The sequence below is a fragment of the Labrys sp. Lb11 genome (assembly GCF_057554225.1).
Window position 1 is genome coordinate 849243 of sequence record NZ_BAAJOT010000003.1, and the last position, 15948, is coordinate 865190.

A 15948-nucleotide genomic window follows, 5' to 3' on the forward strand; every position below is an offset into this window, starting at 1 on the left:
TTTTCCATGTCCAGCCAGCCCGTCTTCATCCCCGATCCCGATCCGGCCTCCCTGTCCTCCGACGTCGCCGGCCACGGCGACCTGCTCGTCTCGACGCAGATCCCCTCGCTCGAGGACGGCACCATCGAGCTCGGCGACATCACCGCCCAGAGCGAGGCGACGCTGCGCAGCCTCAAGACGGCGCTGGAGCGCGCCGGCAGCTCGATGGACCGCGTGCTGCACCTGACGATCTATCTCACCGACATGGCCGACCGCCCGGCCTTCAATGCCGTGTACACCAGCTACTTCAAGAAGCCCTACCCCGTGCGCTGCGCCGTCGGCGTCGCGGCCCTTGCGGTCGAGGGCATGCGCGTGGAGGTCACGGCCCTGGCGGCCAAGGCCTGACGCAGCGGTTGCGGCCGCGGTTTCCGGCCTCGGCCGCGGCCCGTGATGGCCGGCGAGGTCATGGTGCGTGTTTTCCTCGCCGGCGCCGGTCCGACGCTTCCGGCCCATGTCCGGAACCGGATGCGATTCGGGTTCCCCCTCCGTCAACGCCATCTTCACCTGCATCGGCGTTCTGTATCCCCTGGTGGCGGTCTTCAGCCAGTCGCCCCTGAAGTCGGATCGCGACGAGGGGATGGCATGAGACGGGCCCCTTCCACGCACCAGGCGGCCTGCCGCCGTCCGGGCGCCGATCCACACTGAATCCAGGCAGATAGGGGGGACGCACCATGCCCATCTCGAAAGACGTCTTCGGCTTCCTCGACGACCGCGCAGTCGATCGCTACACCATCACCAATCGGAACGGCCTCACCGCGCGCGTGATCACGTTCGGCGCACGGCTGACCTCGATGATCGTTCCCGACAAATCCGGCACGCCGGCGGACGTCGTCCTCGGCTTCGACGACGTGGCCGCCTATGCCACGACCGATCACTATCTCGGTGCCACTTGCGGTCGCTACGGCAACCGCATCCGGCAGGGGCGGTTCACGCTGGACGACAAGGCATTCCAGGTCGGCATCAACGAGGCCGGCAACCACCTGCATGGCGGCCGCAAAGGATTCGACAAGTATATCTGGGATGCGGTAGCGGACGATGCCGGCAATTCCGTCACCTTCACCCATGTGTCCCGCGCCGGAGACGAAGGCTTTTCCGGGGAGCTCGTCATCAAGGCGAAATACACCCTGACCGATGATGACCGGTTGATCATCGCCATGTCGGGAATCACCACCGAGCTGACCATTCTCAACATGGTCCACCATTCGTACTGGAACATGGCCGGGCACGATTCCGGCAGCGTCGTCGATCACGAGTTGCGGATCGACGCCGACTTCTACACCCCGGTCGGGGAAGCCCTTCTGGCAACCGGCGAAATCCTCGCCGTGGCCGGAACGCCGTTCGACTTCCGGAGCGCCAAGCCGATCGGCACCGATCTCCTGGCCGTGCCCAATGCCGGCGTCGCCGACCTCGTCGGCGGCGGCTACGACCACAACTGGGTGCTGCGCGGCTTCGGCCCCGGCCTCAGGCCGGTGGCGACGCTACGCGACCCGGCAAGCGGCCGGCGCCTGGTCCTGCACTCCACCGAGCCGGGCGTTCATGTCTACACCGGCGGCTACATCAACGAGCGCATGATCGGCAAGGGCGACAAGCCCTACAGCGCCTATGCCGGCCTGACCTTCGAGACGCAGAAATTCCCGGACTCGCCGAACTTCTCGCATTTCCCGACGACCCGCCTCGAATCCGAGGCCATCTACAACCATGTGATGGCGATCCAGTTCTCGGCGGACTGAGGCCCGGGAGCCCGGCCTCTCCCGGCCGCGGTCGAGCGCGTCACGCCGGCCCGGCCGCATCGGCATGCCGGTGGACCAATGTCCACGCGCCGTCGATCCGGCGGCGACGGCATTGCGTCCGGGATGGCCGGCTTCGGGCCGCCGCCCCAAGCCGCCGCCCCGGCGTCGGAGGCGCGCCGCCCGTGACGTCGGCATGTTCTCCGGCGTGGTTCGAGGCGAAGGCCGGCCGACCGCTTCGGCCGCTCTACGCCGGCTTCATCGCCCCTTGTCCGCAGCGAGCCGTCGCTCGATCAGGCGGACCCAGATGCTGGCGCCGATCGGCAGGATCGCGTCGTTGAAATCGTAATTGGTGTCGTGCGCCGCCGCGGCGTGATCGTCGTCGGCCTGGCCAAGCAGGAAATAGCAGCCGGGCCGCCGTTCGAGCATGTAGCAGAAGTCTTCCGACCCCATCTCGGGCGGTGGATCGACGACGACATTGTCCTCTCCCACGACCTGTCTGGCCACATCCGCCAGGATATCCGCCTGCGCGGGCGTGTTGACGGTCGGCGCGAAAGGCCGCTCATAGACGATCTCGGCCGTGGCGCCGCGACACTGGGCTTCGGCCGAGGCGATCGCCCGGACCGCCGCCTCGATCTGCCGCTGCACCTGCACGGAGAAGGTTCGGACCGTGCCGGTGATCGTCGCGACATCCGGGATGGTGTTGAATGCGTCGCCTGCCTTGAAGCTGCCGGTCGTGACGATCGCCGGCTCGTGCACATTCGTCAGCCGGCCGGGCAGCGCCTCGATGGCGAGCAGGATGCGTGCGGCAATCGGAATGGGATCGATGGCAAGGTGGGGCATGGCCGCGTGGCCGCCGCGCCCCTTGATGGCGATCTCGAAGCGGTCGGCCGCGGCGGCCACCACGCGACGATGCACCGCGACGGTTCCGACCGGTCGCTCGACATTGTGCAGGGCATACACTTCGTCGCACGCAAACCGCTGGAAAAGCCCGTCCTCCAGCATGGCCGTGGCGCCGCCCAATCCCTCCTCCGCCGGCTGGAAGATGAAATGCACGGTGCCGGCAAAGTCCGGCGACCGGGAGAGGGCCGCGGCGGCGCCCAGCAGCATCGCGGTGTGGCCGTCGTGGCCGCAGCCGTGCATCTTCCCCGGCACGCGCGAAGCGTGCGGGAGGTTGCGCGCCTCGATCATGGGCAGCGCGTCCATGTCGGCGCGCAGCCCGATCGCGGCGCCGGACCCGAGGCGCCCCCGCAAGGTGCCGACGACGCCGGTCCTGCCGATGCCGGCCGTGACGTCGAGGCCCCAGGATCGGAGCTTGTCCGCGACGAAGCGGGCCGTCTCGTGCTCCTCGAACCCGAGTTCCGGATTTGCGTGAAGGTGGCGGCGCCAGACGGTCATCTCGCCATGGAATTGCTGCACGGAGGGGACGAGCTTCATGAGGCTGCCTTCGATCGCAAACGCTGGCTGCGGACATGCAAAGCCGCCATCAGCGTCAGAAGCACGGCGGAAAAGATGATCAGCAGCACCGCGACCGCCGCGATCGCGGGGCTGATCGATTCACGCACGCCCGAGAAGATCATGCGCGGAAGGGTGCGTTCGCTGCCGGTCGACAGGAAGCTGGCGACCACGACCTCGTCGAAGGAGATGATGAAGGCGATGATGGCGCCGGTGACGATGCCCGGCGCGATCAGGGGAAGCACGACCTTGCGGAAAATGCGCGCGCGGCCGGCGCCGAGGGACGCGGCGGCGCGGACCAGCGTCCGATCGAAGGTGGACAGGCTCGCGACCACCGTGGTGACCACGACGGGGACCGCCATCGCCGTATGGGTGAAGATGATGGAAAGCTTGCTGCCGACGAGCCCGATCGTGGCGAAGAACGAAAAGGCGGCCACCCCGACGATGATGACCGGCACCACCAGCGGCGCCGCGATGACGGCGAAGATCAGGCGCTTGCCCGGAAACCGTCCCCATGCCAGCGCGATCGCCGCCGGCACGCCGAGCCCGCAGGACAGCGCGGTCGTGGCCAGGCCGATGACCAGCGAATTCCAGAGGGCATTCGGCCAGCGACGGTCGATCCAGAGTTCCGCATACCATCGCAGCGACCAGCCCGGCGTCGGGAAGGCCAGCGCGTTGCTGCTGGTGAGCGACATCGGCACGACGATCAGCAGGGGTCCGATGATGAAGGCAAGCAACGCCAGGGCGTAGGCGTACATCAGCCGGCTGCGGATGCGGTCGGCCGTCATGTCGGACGCCTGGATCTTGACCGGAAGAGCGCGCCGGCCGTCCAATAGAGGAATGCGAACAGCGCGAGGATCATCAGGAGCTGCAGCGAGAGCGCGGCGCCCATGCCCCAGTTCAGCGTATTGTTGGTGTAGAAGGCGATGTAGCTCGACACCATCTGGTCGCCGGGGCCTCCGACGAGGGTGGGCGTGATATAGTATCCGAGCGCGAAGACGAACACGATCGCGGCGCCGGACAGGATGCCGGGCAGGATAAGCGGTAACTGCACCCGCCGCCAGGCCGTGTGCCAGGGAGCCCCCAGCGACAGCGCCGCCCGCATGTAGGTCGGCGGCACCCGGCGCATGATCGAGACCACGGACAGCACCATCATCGGCAGCAGGACCTGCACCATCGCCACATAGAGCGAGAAGCGGGTGTAGACGAGATCGAGAGGCTGGGACACCAGCCCCAGGGTGAGCAGCGTCGCGTTCACCGGCCCGTTCTTCTGCAGCACGATGATCCAGATCACCGTGCGGACGAGGAGCGATGTCCAGAGCGGAAAGAGGACGAGGGCGAACATGACCCGCGACCAGGCCGGCGGAGCGCTGACGATCGCCTGCGCCAGCGGCAGGGAGAGCACGGCGCAAAGCATGGTCACGACCGCGCTGATCCAGATGGTTCGCAGCAGCACGCCGAGGAAGATCGCCTTGTCGGGCGGCGCAGGCTCGATCCCGCCGCCCTCCGCGCGCCGCAAATCCAGGCTCGCCAGCAGGTAGTAGTCCGTATAGGCCTGCCGCTGGCTGGCGATCTGGCGCCAGAGTGCGGTGTTGCCCCACCCGGGCTGGCGGGCCAGCAGCGCCTCCTTGACCGGGTGCGTGGCGAACCGGCCCTCGGCCGCGTCCTTTGCCGTCTTGATGATGAGAAAGCGCGTGCCGACGATGCGCTGGTTGATCAATTGCGCCAGCACGCCGTCCCGCCCGGCGCGCTTGGCCTCGGCCAGGTCGTCGACGAGCGCGGCGAAGACCGGCTCGTCGGGAAGGTCCGCCCCCCGGCCCCGGTCGGCAAGCGCCGCGACCGTCCGGGGCAGGCTTTGGACGATCTCGGAATTGTCGACGCCGAGCGTCAGGAAACGCCCGACCGGCCAAAGGAAGACCACGAGCGCGAAGACGACGGCCGGAACCGCCAGCAGAGCGTATCCCGCGCTCCGCCGGCGGCGCCGCGCCGGCATGGCATCGGCCGGCATGGCATCGGCCGGCATCCGCCGCCTCACTTGGCTTGCCAGGCCTTGAACCGTTCCTCGAGCGCTTCCTTGTTCTCGGTCCAGAAATCGTTGTCGTAGGCCATGCCGTGGCTCAGGTGCTCCGGCGCTGTCGGCAGGTTGTTCTTCCAGTCCGCCGGGACCAGAGCGGCCGCGTCCTTGAGGCCGGTGCCGTAGGCATAGAGCTTGGAGAAGCCGGCCTGGTTCTCGGCGACCGAGAACCACTTCAGGAGCTGGAGAGCCTCCTTCTCGTGCGGCGCGCCTTTCACGACCGCCCAGAAGTCGGTGCCATAGAAGAAGCCCGCATCCCAGACGATCTCATACGGCTTCTTCTCGTGGATCGCCTCGTTGGTGATGCGGGCGTTGAAGGCATCGCTCATCACCACCTCGCCGCTGTCGAGGTTCTGGATGCCCTGCGTCGTGGTCGACCACCAGACGATGTTGGGCTTCAGCTTGTCGAGCATGGCGAAAGCGCGGTCGACGCCCTCGGGCGTGCGCAGGACCTTGTACATGTCCTCCGGCTTGACGCCGTCCGCCATCAGCGCGTTCTCGAGAGTAAACTGCGCCTGGGCGTAGACGCCGCGCTTGCCCGGGATCTTCTCGACGTTCCAGAAGTCGGCCCAGCTCTTCGGCGCCTCCTTCACGGCATTCTTGTTGTAGGCGAGGACCGTCGCCCACGTGTCGGACGCAACGCCGCACGCATGCAGCGTGCCGGGCAGGTAGCCGGCAGGGTCGCCGGTGATGTCCGGCGCGAGCGGAACGAAGAGCCCTTCGGCGCAGCCGACCTCCATGCCGGGCGCCTCGGTCGAGACGACGTCATAGGTGATGTTGCCGGCCTGCACCTGCGCACGGACCTTGGCGATCTCCCCGCCCCATTCCTCCTGGACGATCGGCACCCCGGTCTGCGCGGTGTACCTGTCCCACACGCCATCCTTGTAGGCCTTGTCCCAGGTTCCGCCCCACCCGACCACGGTGATCGGGTCGGCGGCATGGGCCGCGCACATGCAGGCAGCCAGGGCCAGGGCCGCCACGGAGGCCGTCCTCAACACGCTCGTCATTGCCATTCCCCTCTTCAGCTTTATTGATTTGATCAAATTTCAATATCAAAACCTCTTGAGATGCAACATGAAATCGCTATAGGATCCAAAATATCGAATTTTCCCATCGGATTTGATCGAATGTCCAAGGGTGCCATGCCGCCGCGCCGCAACGCCAGTCTCGACGCCGTCCTGGCGGAATCCCGACAACGCTTCACCGACGCGAACCCGAAGAGCCTGGCGCGCCACGAGGCCGCTGCCTCGTCGCTGCCGGGCGGCAACACCCGGGCGGTCCTGTGGTACCAGCCCTTTCCGATCGCGCTGGTCTCGGGCAGCGGATGCCGGGTCACGGACCTGGACGGCCACAGCTATGTGGACCTGGTCTCGGAATACTCCGCCGGTTTCTATGGCCACTCCGACAAGACGATCGCGGACGCGTTGATCGAGGTCATCGGCGGCGGCATCCTGCTCGGCGCGCCGAACCGGTACGAAGCCCGGCTGGCAGAGGCCATCGTCGACCGCTTTCCGGCCATCGAGCGGGTGCGCTTCTGCAATTCCGGCACCGAGGCCAACATCATGGCGATCTCGGCGGCGCGGGCCATAACCGGCAAGCCGAAGATCCTGGCTTTCCGGGAGGGCTATCATGGCGGGGTCCTGACCTTCGCGCATGGCGGCTCGCCGCTCAACCTGCCTTTCCCCTTCATGTTCGGCGACTACAACGACATCGAAGGCACCGTCGCCCTCATCAGGGAGCATGCGGCCGACCTGGCGGCCGTCATCCTGGAGCCCATGATGGGCGGCGGGGGCTGCATTCCGGCGGACCGGGCGTTTCTGTCCGCGCTACGCGAAACGACGCGGGAGACCGGCGCCCTGCTGATCTTCGACGAAGTGATGACGTCGCGCCTGCACTACCGCGGCCTGCACGGCGCGCACGGCATCAACCCGGACCTTGTCACTCTCGGCAAGTATCTCGGCGGCGGCGCGAGCTTCGGCGGCTTCGGCGGCCGCGCCGACCTGATCGACAGGTTCGCCCCCGGCTCGGCCAACGCCTTCAGCCATGGCGGCACGTTCAACAACAACGTCCTGAGCATGGCGGCAGGCTTCGCCGGCCTGACGCAGGTGCTGACCGAGGACGCGAGCCGCGCCATCAATGCGCGGGGCGACCGCCTGCGCGAACGGATGAATGCGGCGCTCGAAGCCCACGGGGTCGAAGGGATCGTTCTGGGCCGCGGCTCGCTGATGAACCTGCATTTCGTCAAGAGACCGGTGAACACGCCGGCACCGCTCGACCAGGCCGACCCGTCCTGCATCGCGCTCTGGCATGTCGAGATGATCCTGCGCGGGTTCTACGTCACGCCGCGCGGCATGCTGGCGCTGTCCCTACCCTTCGGCGACGCGGAACTCGAGGGTTTCGTCGCCGCGTTCGAGGACTTTCTCACCGTCAATCGGCATGTCCTGCCGCCCAGGTTCGCCTGATGGCCGGTCGACAGCCGGACGGGGGAGCGGGGACGGCGCATGTGCGCGTGCATGCCGGCCTGAAGGAAGCGCTGATGAACGGCGAATTCCTGCCCGGCCAGCGGCTGGTGGTGCGGCAGATCGCCGAGCATTTCCACACCAGTGCCATGCCCGTTCGCGAGGCGTTTCGCCAATTGGTGAGCGACGAGGCCCTGTTCGACCATCCCAATCGCGGCGTGATCGTCCCCGAGGTCACGGTGGAGAGCATCACCGACCTGGTCAGGGTGCGCCGCACGATCGAAGGCACCGCGGCCGAATGGGCGGCGGGCACAATCAGCCAAGCGGAGATCGAGACCCTCGTCAGGCTCAACGCGCGCATGGGGGAAAGCACGGTGATCGGCGGCCTCAACGGCTATTTCGCGCTCAACCGCAGCTTCCACTTCGCCATCTATCGCGCCGCGCGGTCTCCCACGCTCTCGCAGGTGATCGAGAAGCTCTGGCTGCGTGCAGGGCCGTGGTTGACCATCGTGCGCTCGGAAGGGACGCTCGGCCTCGGCCTGCATCATCACCTCGCGATCATAGACGGCCTGCGCCGCGGCGACGGGCCGGCCACGCGCGAAGCCTTGGTCGCGGATCTCAGCGATGCCGCGGACATCATCCTGCGCGCCGCGTCCGCGGCGCGCCCGAATCCCGGACCGAGGCCCCGATCCCGCCGCCGCGCCTCGCCCCGGACGGCCGCGCAATGACGCCGCCCGTTCATGTCCGCTTCCAGAATGTCGGCAAGCGCTACGGGGATACGGTGCGCGCCGTCTCGCAGCTCGATCTCGATGTCCTGCACGGAGAGTTCCTGACCCTGCTGGGCCCGTCCGGCTCGGGCAAGACGACCGCGCTCATGATGCTGGCCGGGTTCGAGCAGCCGACCGAAGGCGAGATCCTCATCGACGGCCGGCGGGTCGATCATGTGGCGGCCAACCGCCGCGGCATCGGCATGGTCTTCCAGAACTACGCGCTGTTCCCGCACATGACCGTCGCCGAAAACCTGGCGTTTCCGCTCGAGGTGCGCGGCCTGAGCAAGGACGAGATCGCCAGGAAGGTACGCGGCGTGCTCGACATGGTGCGCCTGCCGAACGTCGCCGGGCGGCGGCCGGATCAGCTCTCGGGAGGGCAGCAGCAGCGCATCGCCGTGGCCCGGGCCCTGATCTTCGAACCCCGGCTGGTGCTGATGGACGAACCTCTCGGAGCGCTCGACAAGCAGCTCCGCGAACAGATGCAGTTCGAGATCAAGGACATTCATGCGCGGCTCGGCGTCACCTTCGTCTATGTGACGCACGACCAGACCGAAGCGCTGACCATGTCGGACCGGATCGCGGTCTTCAATGCGGGCCGTGTCGAGCAGCTGTCGACGCCGTCGGACCTCTATGAGAGGCCGGAAACCGTCTTCGTCGCCGGCTTCATCGGCGAAAACAACAGGCTGGCGGGCACCGTCGACCGGCTGGACGCCGATGGACTGGCGACCGTCGCGCTGGAGCGGTCCGGCGAACGCGTCCGCGCGGTCGCGCCGCCCTCCGGCTGCGCGCCGGGAGATGCGGTCGTGCTGTCGGTCAGGCCCGAGCGCGTCGCGCTCGTTGCGCACACCCACGGTGCCGGCAACGTGATGCCGGCGACGATCCGCCAGCGCATCTATGTGGGCGACCATCTGCGCCTGATCGCGACGACCGCATCGGAGCAGTCCTTCGTCATCAAGATCGCCAATGACGCCGCCACCGCCGCGCCGGAACCCGGAGCCGAGGTCCGCATCGGCTGGCGTGCGCGCGACTGTCTGGCGTTTCATCCATAGCAAAAGCGAACAAGGTTGGGGGGAAGCATGCAAAAGAGTTCGAAGGTCATCATCACCTGCGCGGTGACGGGGTCGATCCACACGCCGACGATGAGCCCCTATGTGCCGGTCACACCGAACGAGATCATCGACGCCGCGGTCGGCGCCGCCGAAGCCGGTGCGTCGGTCATCCATCTGCATGCCCGCGATCCGGAGACGGGCAAGCCGTCGCCGGATCCACGGCTGTTCATGGATTTCCTGCCGCGCATCAAACAGCAGACCAACGCGGTGATGAACATCACCACCGGCGGCGGCCTGAAGATGAGCCTGGAGGAGCGGCTCGAGGCCGCGCATGCGGCCAAGCCGGAGCTCTGCTCGCTCAACATGGGGTCGATGAACTTCGTGCTCAGCCACATCGTCCCCAAATATCGAGACTGGAAGTTCGACTGGGAGAAGAGCTACCTGGAGGATACCAAGAAAGGCATCGTCTCCAACACCTTCGAACAGATCGAACGCATCATCGTCGAGGTTGGCCAAGCCTACGGCACGAAGTTCGAATTCGAATGCTACGACGTCAGCCACCTCTATACGCTGGCCCATTTCCTGGACCGCAAGCTTCTCAAGCCGCCGCTCTTCGTGCAGACCATCTTCGGCCTGCTCGGCGGCATCGGCGCCGACCCCGAGGACATGCTTCACATGCGCAGGACCGCGGACCGGCTCTTCGGCAAGGATTATCTGTGGTCGGTCCTCGCCGCCGGCAAGCATCAGATGGGCCTGTGCACCATGGGCGCCGTCATGGGCGGAAACGTGCGCGTCGGGCTGGAGGACAGCCTGTACCTGGGCAAGGGCACCCTGGCCAGGAGCAACGCCGAGCAGGTGGCGAAGATCAGGCGCATCCTGACGGAGCTGTCGCTCGAGATCGCCTCGCCGGACGAGACCCGCGACCTGCTTCAGCTGAAGGGCGGCAACGAGGTGGCGTTTTGACGGGCGTCATCACCTTCGCGGGCGTCGTGCATCCCTGGATGTGCGACGCCATGGGCCATCTCAACGTTCGCCACTACGTCGCGATGTTCGACGACGCGGGCTTCCAGATTCTCGGGCGGGTGGGTGGCAGGGATGCGAGCCCGTCTCTCGGCTGGGCGGACGTCCGGATGGAGATCGAATACAAGCACGAGACGCCTGTCGGAAAGCTGGTGACCGTGACCAGCCGGATGGAGGCGATCGGCACCTCGTCGATCACCTATGTCCACGAGCTGCGGGGCACGCTGGATGACGTTCTCCACGCGACCATGCGTACGGTGACGGTGCGCTTCGACCTCGAAGCCCGCGCAAAGCGGCCGCTGGATCAGGAGGAGCGAGGCCGCGCGCAAGCCCTCATGGTCGCAGCTGCATGAGCCGCAGGCGCGCCTGCCGCGTCCTCCGGCCGGCGAGCCGTCGCTCCTTCCCCCGGGGGTCATCCCTTCGTCGACGCCGCGGCGCAGCCTCCGCTCCCGGGGCACCGCCTGACGCCTTGCCGGAGAGCGAGGCTTCGCCTCAGCTGCCCCTTGCCCGCCGGACGAGCGCCAGCAGCGCGCCGCCCATGACGCCGGCGTGCTCCTCCCGCGTCAGCCCCGGCAGAGGACCGGCGGGAAAGGTGCGGGCAAACGGCACATGCTCCAGGGCAGGACTGAAATCCGAGCCCCAATGGCAGCGGCCGGGGCCGAAGCGGTCGAGCAGCAGGGCGACGAAGGGAGCGGCAGCCGCATGCGGGTAGGCCGGATCGACCGCATAGAGGCCTGAGAGCTTGACGCCTGAATGGCCGTGCCGGGCCAGCCGCAGCAGCGGGTCCAGCCGCTCCGCCGCCTCTGTCGCCGACGGCACGGTCGCGTGGCGGCCGGGCAGGCCGAGATGCGAGAACAGCACGGCGCAGCCGGCCGCCGCCGCCACCACCGGCTCCAGCACGGCCGTCGCCTCCGGCCGCGCGTTCAGCGACAGGACGGCGCGGCGGCGGTTGAACCGGTCCCAGATCGCCGGCGGCCAGGAACCGAGCCCGAGCCCGGCCGCGGCGTCGGGCAGGTAGACCGCCAGGCCGAGATGGCCGGCATCGAGCAGGGCCTCGATCCGCTCCGGCTCCGGAGCGGGCATCGCGTCGACATAGGCCAGCGTCGCCATCCAGGGGCGGCTCTTCGCCAGGGAGCGGAGATAGGCGTTGTTGGCGGGATCCATGCCGTCGGCCTCATAGCCGATCACCAGGCCGGCCTCGACGCCGTGCCGGATCCGCAGCGCCTCGTAGGCGTCCACCTCCGACGCCTCGCCCGGCGGCGAAGCGCCGGCGCGATAGCCGTGGCGGAAGAGATGAAGATGGGCATCGGCGATGCCGGTCATGGCGTCGCGGCGCCGTGCAGGCTGGCAAGGATCATCTCGGCGGCGACGAGGCCGTTCACCGCATCGCTCGGCGTGACCGGCGCCAGGCAGCGGCCGGCCCGGATGCCGGCCAGAAAGCCGTCGAGCTCGTTGCGCAGCGGATCGTCGTCCGCCGGCGGCTCGATGCGCCGCGGCTGCCGTCCATGCACCAGGATCGGGCCGCCGGCCTCGAACTCGATGCTGCCTTCGGTGCCGACCAGCTCGACCCGATCGGCCGGCACCGACCCGGCCGGATGGATCCAGCCGGTGACGAGGTGCCAGACCGCGCCGGTCGAGCTTTCCAGCCGTGCGCTGGTGACGGAGCGGCTGCTCGCCCGCGGCAACCGGCTGGCGCTGGCGCGGACGGCCTCGCCGCCGTCGAACCAGAGGGCGAGATCGATGTCGTGGATCAACGTCATCAGCACGGGATCGATGTCGGGATAGCGCCGGGCATGGTCTTCGTCGCGGTAGCGCCGCGAGACGACGCCGACCAGCGTACCGACCGCACCGGCGCGGAGGAGGTCGGCCGCAGTCCGGTGCTGGGCGCAGAAGCGCAGGACATGGCCGGGCAGCAGGAAGGCGCGGCTCGCTGCCGCAGCTTCGGCCAGCGCCAGCGCCTCGGCCGCGGTGGGAGCGACGGGCTTTTCCACCAGCACCGGGATGCCGCGCCCGAGCGCCTCGGTCGCGAGCTCCGCATGGGCCGCGGCGGGAGTGGCGACGACGACGCCGTCCGGGGCGAAGCGCCGGAGCAGGGCCGAAGCATCCGCGTCATGGTCGGCAAGGCCGAACCGCGCCGCCGCGGTGGCGGCCGCCTCCGGCCGGATGTCGGCGACGGCGAGGTCGAGGCCGCCCGTGCCGGCAAGGCGGGTCAGGTGTTCCCGGCCGAAGGCACCGGCGCCGGCCACCATCAGCCTCATGGCACTGTCCCTTCAAGCCCGGCGCCGCAGACCACGGCGCAGATGCGGCCCGCCTGGCGCAAGGCCGGATGGCCGCTGCGCAGGGCCGCGACCGAGGCGGCGCCGGCGAGGTCGGCGGCGATGCCGAACTCGTGCCAGAGCCAGCGCGAGGCGCTGACCATGGCCTCGTCCGGAACCAGCACGATGTCGGCCACCGTATCGCGCACGATCTTGAAGATGCGCTCGTCGGTGGCGCGGCAGGACATGGTCGGAACCCGGCTGGTCAGCTCGGCGAGGGTAACGCGATGGCCGGCGTCGAGGCTGGCCTTGAGCGTCGGCGAGCCGGTCGGCTCGACGCCGACGATGCGGATCCCCGGCCGGCGCGCCTTGATCGCCGTGGCGACGCCCGAGACGAGGCCGCCGCCGCCGATGGCGAGGATGAGGGTGTCGAAACCCTCGATCTCGTCGAGCAGCTCCAGGCCGAGCGTGCCCTGGCCGGCAACCACGAGGGGATCGGCGAAGGGATGGAAATAGGCCGCGCCGGTCTCTGCCGCATGGGCGTGCGCCGCCGCATTGGAAACGGCCCATTCCTCGCCGACGATGCGCACGTCGGCGTTCCAGCTTCGCATCCTTTCGACCTTGGCCGGCGAGACGCCGGACGGCACGAAGACGACGGCCGGCACGCCGGCGACGAAGGCGGTGCGGGCGACGGCCAGGCCGTGATTGCCGCCCGAGGCGGTGACGATGCCGGCGGCGACCTCGCTCGCCGGCGCGCCGAGGAAGCGGTTCATCGCTCCGCGCGCCTTGAACGAGCCGGTGACCTGCTGCAGCTCCAGCTTCAGCACCACCTCGGCGGCCGGCAACGGCTCGCGCGCCGAGGCAACGGCCATCACTGGAGTGCGCCGCACATGCGGGGCGATGCGGATACGGGCGGCCTCGATGTCGGCGATGGTGATCATGCCACCACTCCCTCGTAGGGCGACGCCACCACGACGCAGCAATTGCCCGGTGCGACGCGGCCGGGATGGCGCCGGCCGAACAGGATGCCGTCGATGCCGTAATGCACCGGCACCGGCTCGGCGCCGAGGTCCCAGGTGCGATGGATCAGCCCGGCGACTTCGCCGGCCGACACCCTCTCGCCATGGGCGTGGAACGGCTCGAAGATGCCGTCGGCGGCAGCGTAGGCATGGGCGCCCCCGCCGCGCAGCTCCAGCACCGGCCGATCGCCGCGGCGAGGCTCTGCCGCCGGCGGCTCGATGACGCCGAGATGGGCGAGGACGTTGCGCACGCCGCGCCGGCAGATCGCCAGGGCGTCGAGCGAGACCGCCCCGGCGCCGCGCATCTCGGTGCCGACCGTCACCAGCCCGGCCCGGCAGGCCGTGGCTGTGGCTGTGCGCGGATCGCCGTGGTTGCCGATCACCACGGTATAGGGCGCGTCGAAGGCCTGCACCGCCGCGACATTGCGCCGGTGCAGGTCGGGGTCGTCCGTCGGCTCGATGATGGCGCTCGGCAGCAGGTCGAGCGAGGAGCCGCCCGAATGCAGGTCGAGGAAGGCGTCGCCCAGCGGAAAGATGCGCTCGGCGACGAAGGCGGCGATCTGCTCGGTGATGGTGCCGAGCGGGTTGCCGGGAAAGACGCGGTTGAAGTTGAGCCCGTCGACCGGCGAGGTGCGCGTGGCCGCGGTGACGGCATGGACGTTGTTGGCCGGCATCAGGATGAGCCGCCCCTGGATCGTACCGGGATCGAGGGTGCGGGCGAGCTCGGCGATGGCGATCGGCCCCTCGTACTCGTCGCCGTGGTTGCCGCCCTCCAGGACGACCGTCGGGCCGCGTCCGTTGGCGATCACGGCGATCGGCACGCGGGTGACGCCCCAGGCGTCGTTGTGGGGCGAATGCGGGAACATCACGAAGCCGACCTGCCGGCCCGGCCGATCGAAGTCGATGTCGGTGAAGGCGGTTCCGGCGTATTCGGGAAGGGGCGAGGGCATGAGGTCCGTCTGCATCGAGGATCCGCGCAAGGGTCAGCCGGCGCGCAGGGTTGCGATTGTCCGCTCGAGCCTGGCGGCGGAAGCGGGGTCGAGGGCGCCGAAGCGCATGCGGGCGCGGAAGGTGGCGCCTGGCGCCACCGTGACGAGCTGGCCCTTGGCCGTGGCTGCGGCGAGCCCGTCGGGGGGAGCGGTGGCGGGCAGCACCAGGCCGAGCACGTCCTGGTCCGGCCCGCGGGTGATCCAGCGCACGGCATGCGGCAATTCGGCCGGCCGGTGGCTGACGAAATCGCCACTGCCGTCGGGGTGGCGCTGCAGGGCGTGGGCCCAGCCTTCGGCGTCGGCCGCCGCCCGCATGGTCAGCACCAGCTCCGGCTCGATCGGCGCCCCCGGCACGAGCCGGCGGTGCCGGGCGGGATCGGCGACCACGTCGGCGTGATATGAGGCGAACGCCGCGTCCGGCGCGGGTGGCGCGGCACGCACGGCGATGTCGCGGCGATCCTCGCGCACGGTGTCGACGAGGTTGGCGCCGTCGACAGGGCGGAAATTGATGTGCCCGAGATACATCAGCGCCATGGGCGAGCGCTTGCGGTTCTCGATCGCCATCTCGGCCTCGACCGCCGCGTCGCCCAGGTGGAGCCGCAGCCGCGGCCGGGCGACATAGTCGTGGCTGAAGGCCAGGGTCTGGCGGCAGCCGCCGGTCAGCTCCATGAAGGGGCCGGCGTCGTCGCGGCCGACGATCAGCTCGGCGCTGTCATAGCAGGCGTTGGGCAGCTCGCCGTGCAGGGGATGGGAGTCGGCCGGCCCGGGATTGCCCATGGCGGCCGCGCCGCAATGGATGAAGAACGCGCCGTAAGTGGCGAGATAGTCTCGCGTCGGCATCGGCTGCTCGAACATCGAGCGCATGGTCAGGGTGCGTCCGAGGAAGACGGCGTCCCAGATCTGCTGGCCTTGCCAGGGCAGCAGGACGAGGTGGCCGGCGCCGTTCTCGATGCGCAGCGCCGCGACGCCGGAGGGATAGCGGAACGCCGACGCCGTCAGGCCGGCATGGCGCGCCACGACGGCTTCGCGCTCGCCGAACTGGGCGGGCACGAGCGCGATATGGACAATATCGTCGGACATGGCTGGCGCTCC

At 68.9% G+C, this 15948-nt stretch carries 16 protein-coding genes; 7 read left to right on the forward strand and 9 right to left on the reverse strand.

All coding sequences use genetic code 11. The features are described 5' to 3' along the window. The first annotated feature begins 6 nt into the window (after positions 1-6). Together AC27L4_RS13715 and AC27L4_RS13720 are read left to right on the forward strand one after the other, a co-directional pair. On the forward strand, positions 7-384 hold the full coding sequence (locus AC27L4_RS13715) for a RidA family protein (protein WP_487142752.1): 378 nt from the start codon (positions 7-9) through the stop codon (positions 382-384). A gap of 326 nt (positions 385-710) precedes the next feature. Beyond that, positions 711-1769, forward strand: coding sequence for an aldose epimerase family protein (locus AC27L4_RS13720; protein WP_487142753.1), 1059 nt, complete (start codon positions 711-713; stop codon positions 1767-1769). Between the two features lie 255 nt (positions 1770-2024). Here AC27L4_RS13720 and AC27L4_RS13725 read toward each other — a convergent pair whose 3' ends face one another. The 4 genes from AC27L4_RS13725 to AC27L4_RS13740 are packed head-to-tail and all read right to left on the reverse strand — an operon-like array spanning position 2025 to position 6302. Next, positions 2025-3203, reverse strand: a complete 1179-nt coding sequence (locus AC27L4_RS13725; RefSeq protein WP_487142754.1) for an amidohydrolase — start codon at positions 3201-3203, stop codon at positions 2025-2027. Next, entirely contained in the window at positions 3200-4009 is an 810-nt protein-coding gene (locus tag AC27L4_RS13730; RefSeq protein WP_487142756.1) for an ABC transporter permease, read from the reverse strand. Before AC27L4_RS13730 ends, AC27L4_RS13725 begins: the two co-directional genes overlap by 4 nt. Then, positions 4006-5244, reverse strand: coding sequence for an ABC transporter permease (locus tag AC27L4_RS13735; protein WP_487142757.1), 1239 nt, complete (start codon positions 5242-5244; stop codon positions 4006-4008). Before AC27L4_RS13735 ends, AC27L4_RS13730 begins: the two co-directional genes overlap by 4 nt. Positions 5245-5252: 8 nt before the next feature. Further along, positions 5253-6302 carry an ABC transporter substrate-binding protein gene (locus AC27L4_RS13740; RefSeq protein ID WP_487142758.1) on the reverse strand — a complete coding sequence of 350 codons (1050 nt, stop codon included), beginning with the start codon at positions 6300-6302 and terminating at the stop codon, positions 5253-5255. 60 nt (positions 6303-6362) lie between these two features. Here AC27L4_RS13740 and AC27L4_RS13745 point away from each other — a divergent pair, with 60 nt between their 5' ends. From AC27L4_RS13745 to AC27L4_RS13765, 5 genes are read left to right on the forward strand one after another with little or no spacing between them, the layout of a single operon-like run. Next, on the forward strand, positions 6363-7757 hold the full coding sequence (locus tag AC27L4_RS13745; protein ID WP_487142759.1) for an aspartate aminotransferase family protein: 1395 nt from the start codon (positions 6363-6365) through the stop codon (positions 7755-7757). After that, a complete protein-coding gene (locus AC27L4_RS13750; RefSeq protein WP_487142761.1) occupies positions 7757-8482 on the forward strand; it encodes a GntR family transcriptional regulator in 726 nt (241 codons plus the stop codon). Before AC27L4_RS13745 ends, AC27L4_RS13750 begins: the two co-directional genes overlap by 1 nt. Next, entirely contained in the window at positions 8479-9573 is a 1095-nt protein-coding gene (locus AC27L4_RS13755) for an ABC transporter ATP-binding protein (protein ID WP_487142763.1), read from the forward strand. Before AC27L4_RS13750 ends, AC27L4_RS13755 begins: the two co-directional genes overlap by 4 nt. Before the next feature lie 27 nt (positions 9574-9600). Further along, the gene (kce, locus tag AC27L4_RS13760) at positions 9601-10536 is read left to right on the forward strand and encodes a 3,5-dioxohexanoate:acetyl-CoA acetone transferase (RefSeq protein ID WP_487142764.1); all 936 of its coding nucleotides are present in this window, start codon (positions 9601-9603) and stop codon (positions 10534-10536) included. Further along, entirely contained in the window at positions 10533-10946 is a 414-nt protein-coding gene (locus tag AC27L4_RS13765) for an acyl-CoA thioesterase (RefSeq protein ID WP_487142765.1), read from the forward strand. The genes kce and AC27L4_RS13765 overlap by 4 nt, the downstream gene beginning before the upstream one ends. Before the next feature lie 139 nt (positions 10947-11085). Here the strand turns inward: AC27L4_RS13765 and AC27L4_RS13770 are convergent, their stop codons facing one another. The 5 genes from AC27L4_RS13770 to AC27L4_RS13790 are packed head-to-tail and all read right to left on the reverse strand — an operon-like array spanning position 11086 to position 15936. Further along, entirely contained in the window at positions 11086-11916 is an 831-nt protein-coding gene (locus AC27L4_RS13770) for an amidohydrolase family protein (RefSeq protein WP_487142767.1), read from the reverse strand. Further along, on the reverse strand, positions 11913-12851 hold the full coding sequence (locus AC27L4_RS13775) for a Gfo/Idh/MocA family protein (RefSeq protein ID WP_487142768.1): 939 nt from the start codon (positions 12849-12851) through the stop codon (positions 11913-11915). The genes AC27L4_RS13770 and AC27L4_RS13775 overlap by 4 nt, the downstream gene beginning before the upstream one ends. Further along, positions 12848-13789, reverse strand: a complete 942-nt coding sequence (locus AC27L4_RS13780; protein ID WP_487142770.1) for a threonine ammonia-lyase — start codon at positions 13787-13789, stop codon at positions 12848-12850. The genes AC27L4_RS13775 and AC27L4_RS13780 overlap by 4 nt, the downstream gene beginning before the upstream one ends. Further along, positions 13786-14832, reverse strand: a complete 1047-nt coding sequence (locus AC27L4_RS13785) for a succinylglutamate desuccinylase/aspartoacylase family protein (protein WP_487142772.1) — start codon at positions 14830-14832, stop codon at positions 13786-13788. The genes AC27L4_RS13780 and AC27L4_RS13785 overlap by 4 nt, the downstream gene beginning before the upstream one ends. An 18-nt stretch (positions 14833-14850) precedes the next feature. Then, positions 14851-15936: a DUF4432 family protein gene (locus AC27L4_RS13790; protein WP_487142774.1), complete on the reverse strand. Its 1086-nt coding sequence runs from the start codon at positions 15934-15936 to the stop codon at positions 14851-14853. Between the last annotated feature and the right edge of the window lie 12 nt (positions 15937-15948).

Bases quoted from the DNA above. Each gene is read 5' to 3' on its own strand.
- AC27L4_RS13715 (WP_487142752.1), top strand. From the start codon at position 7: ATGTCCAGCCAGCCCGTCTTCATCCCCGATCCCGATCCGGCCTCCCTG.
- AC27L4_RS13750 (WP_487142761.1), top strand. From the start codon at position 7,757: ATGGCCGGTCGACAGCCGGACGGGGGAGCGGGGACGGCGCATGTGCGC.
- AC27L4_RS13725 (WP_487142754.1), bottom strand. From the start codon at position 3,203: ATGAAGCTCGTCCCCTCCGTGCAGCAATTCCATGGCGAGATGACCGTC.
- AC27L4_RS13720 (WP_487142753.1), top strand. From the start codon at position 711: ATGCCCATCTCGAAAGACGTCTTCGGCTTCCTCGACGACCGCGCAGTC.
- AC27L4_RS13780 (WP_487142770.1), bottom strand. From the start codon at position 13,789: ATGATCACCATCGCCGACATCGAGGCCGCCCGTATCCGCATCGCCCCG.
- AC27L4_RS13745 (WP_487142759.1), top strand. From the start codon at position 6,363: ATGCAACATGAAATCGCTATAGGATCCAAAATATCGAATTTTCCCATC.
- AC27L4_RS13740 (WP_487142758.1), bottom strand. From the start codon at position 6,302: ATGACGAGCGTGTTGAGGACGGCCTCCGTGGCGGCCCTGGCCCTGGCT.
- AC27L4_RS13735 (WP_487142757.1), bottom strand. From the start codon at position 5,244: ATGCCGGCCGATGCCATGCCGGCCGATGCCATGCCGGCGCGGCGCCGC.
- AC27L4_RS13790 (WP_487142774.1), bottom strand. From the start codon at position 15,936: ATGTCCGACGATATTGTCCATATCGCGCTCGTGCCCGCCCAGTTCGGC.
- AC27L4_RS13730 (WP_487142756.1), bottom strand. From the start codon at position 4,009: ATGACGGCCGACCGCATCCGCAGCCGGCTGATGTACGCCTACGCCCTG.
- AC27L4_RS13770 (WP_487142767.1), bottom strand. From the start codon at position 11,916: ATGACCGGCATCGCCGATGCCCATCTTCATCTCTTCCGCCACGGCTAT.
- AC27L4_RS13785 (WP_487142772.1), bottom strand. From the start codon at position 14,832: ATGCAGACGGACCTCATGCCCTCGCCCCTTCCCGAATACGCCGGAACC.
- kce (WP_487142764.1), top strand. From the start codon at position 9,601: ATGCAAAAGAGTTCGAAGGTCATCATCACCTGCGCGGTGACGGGGTCG.
- AC27L4_RS13755 (WP_487142763.1), top strand. From the start codon at position 8,479: ATGACGCCGCCCGTTCATGTCCGCTTCCAGAATGTCGGCAAGCGCTAC.
- AC27L4_RS13775 (WP_487142768.1), bottom strand. From the start codon at position 12,851: ATGAGGCTGATGGTGGCCGGCGCCGGTGCCTTCGGCCGGGAACACCTG.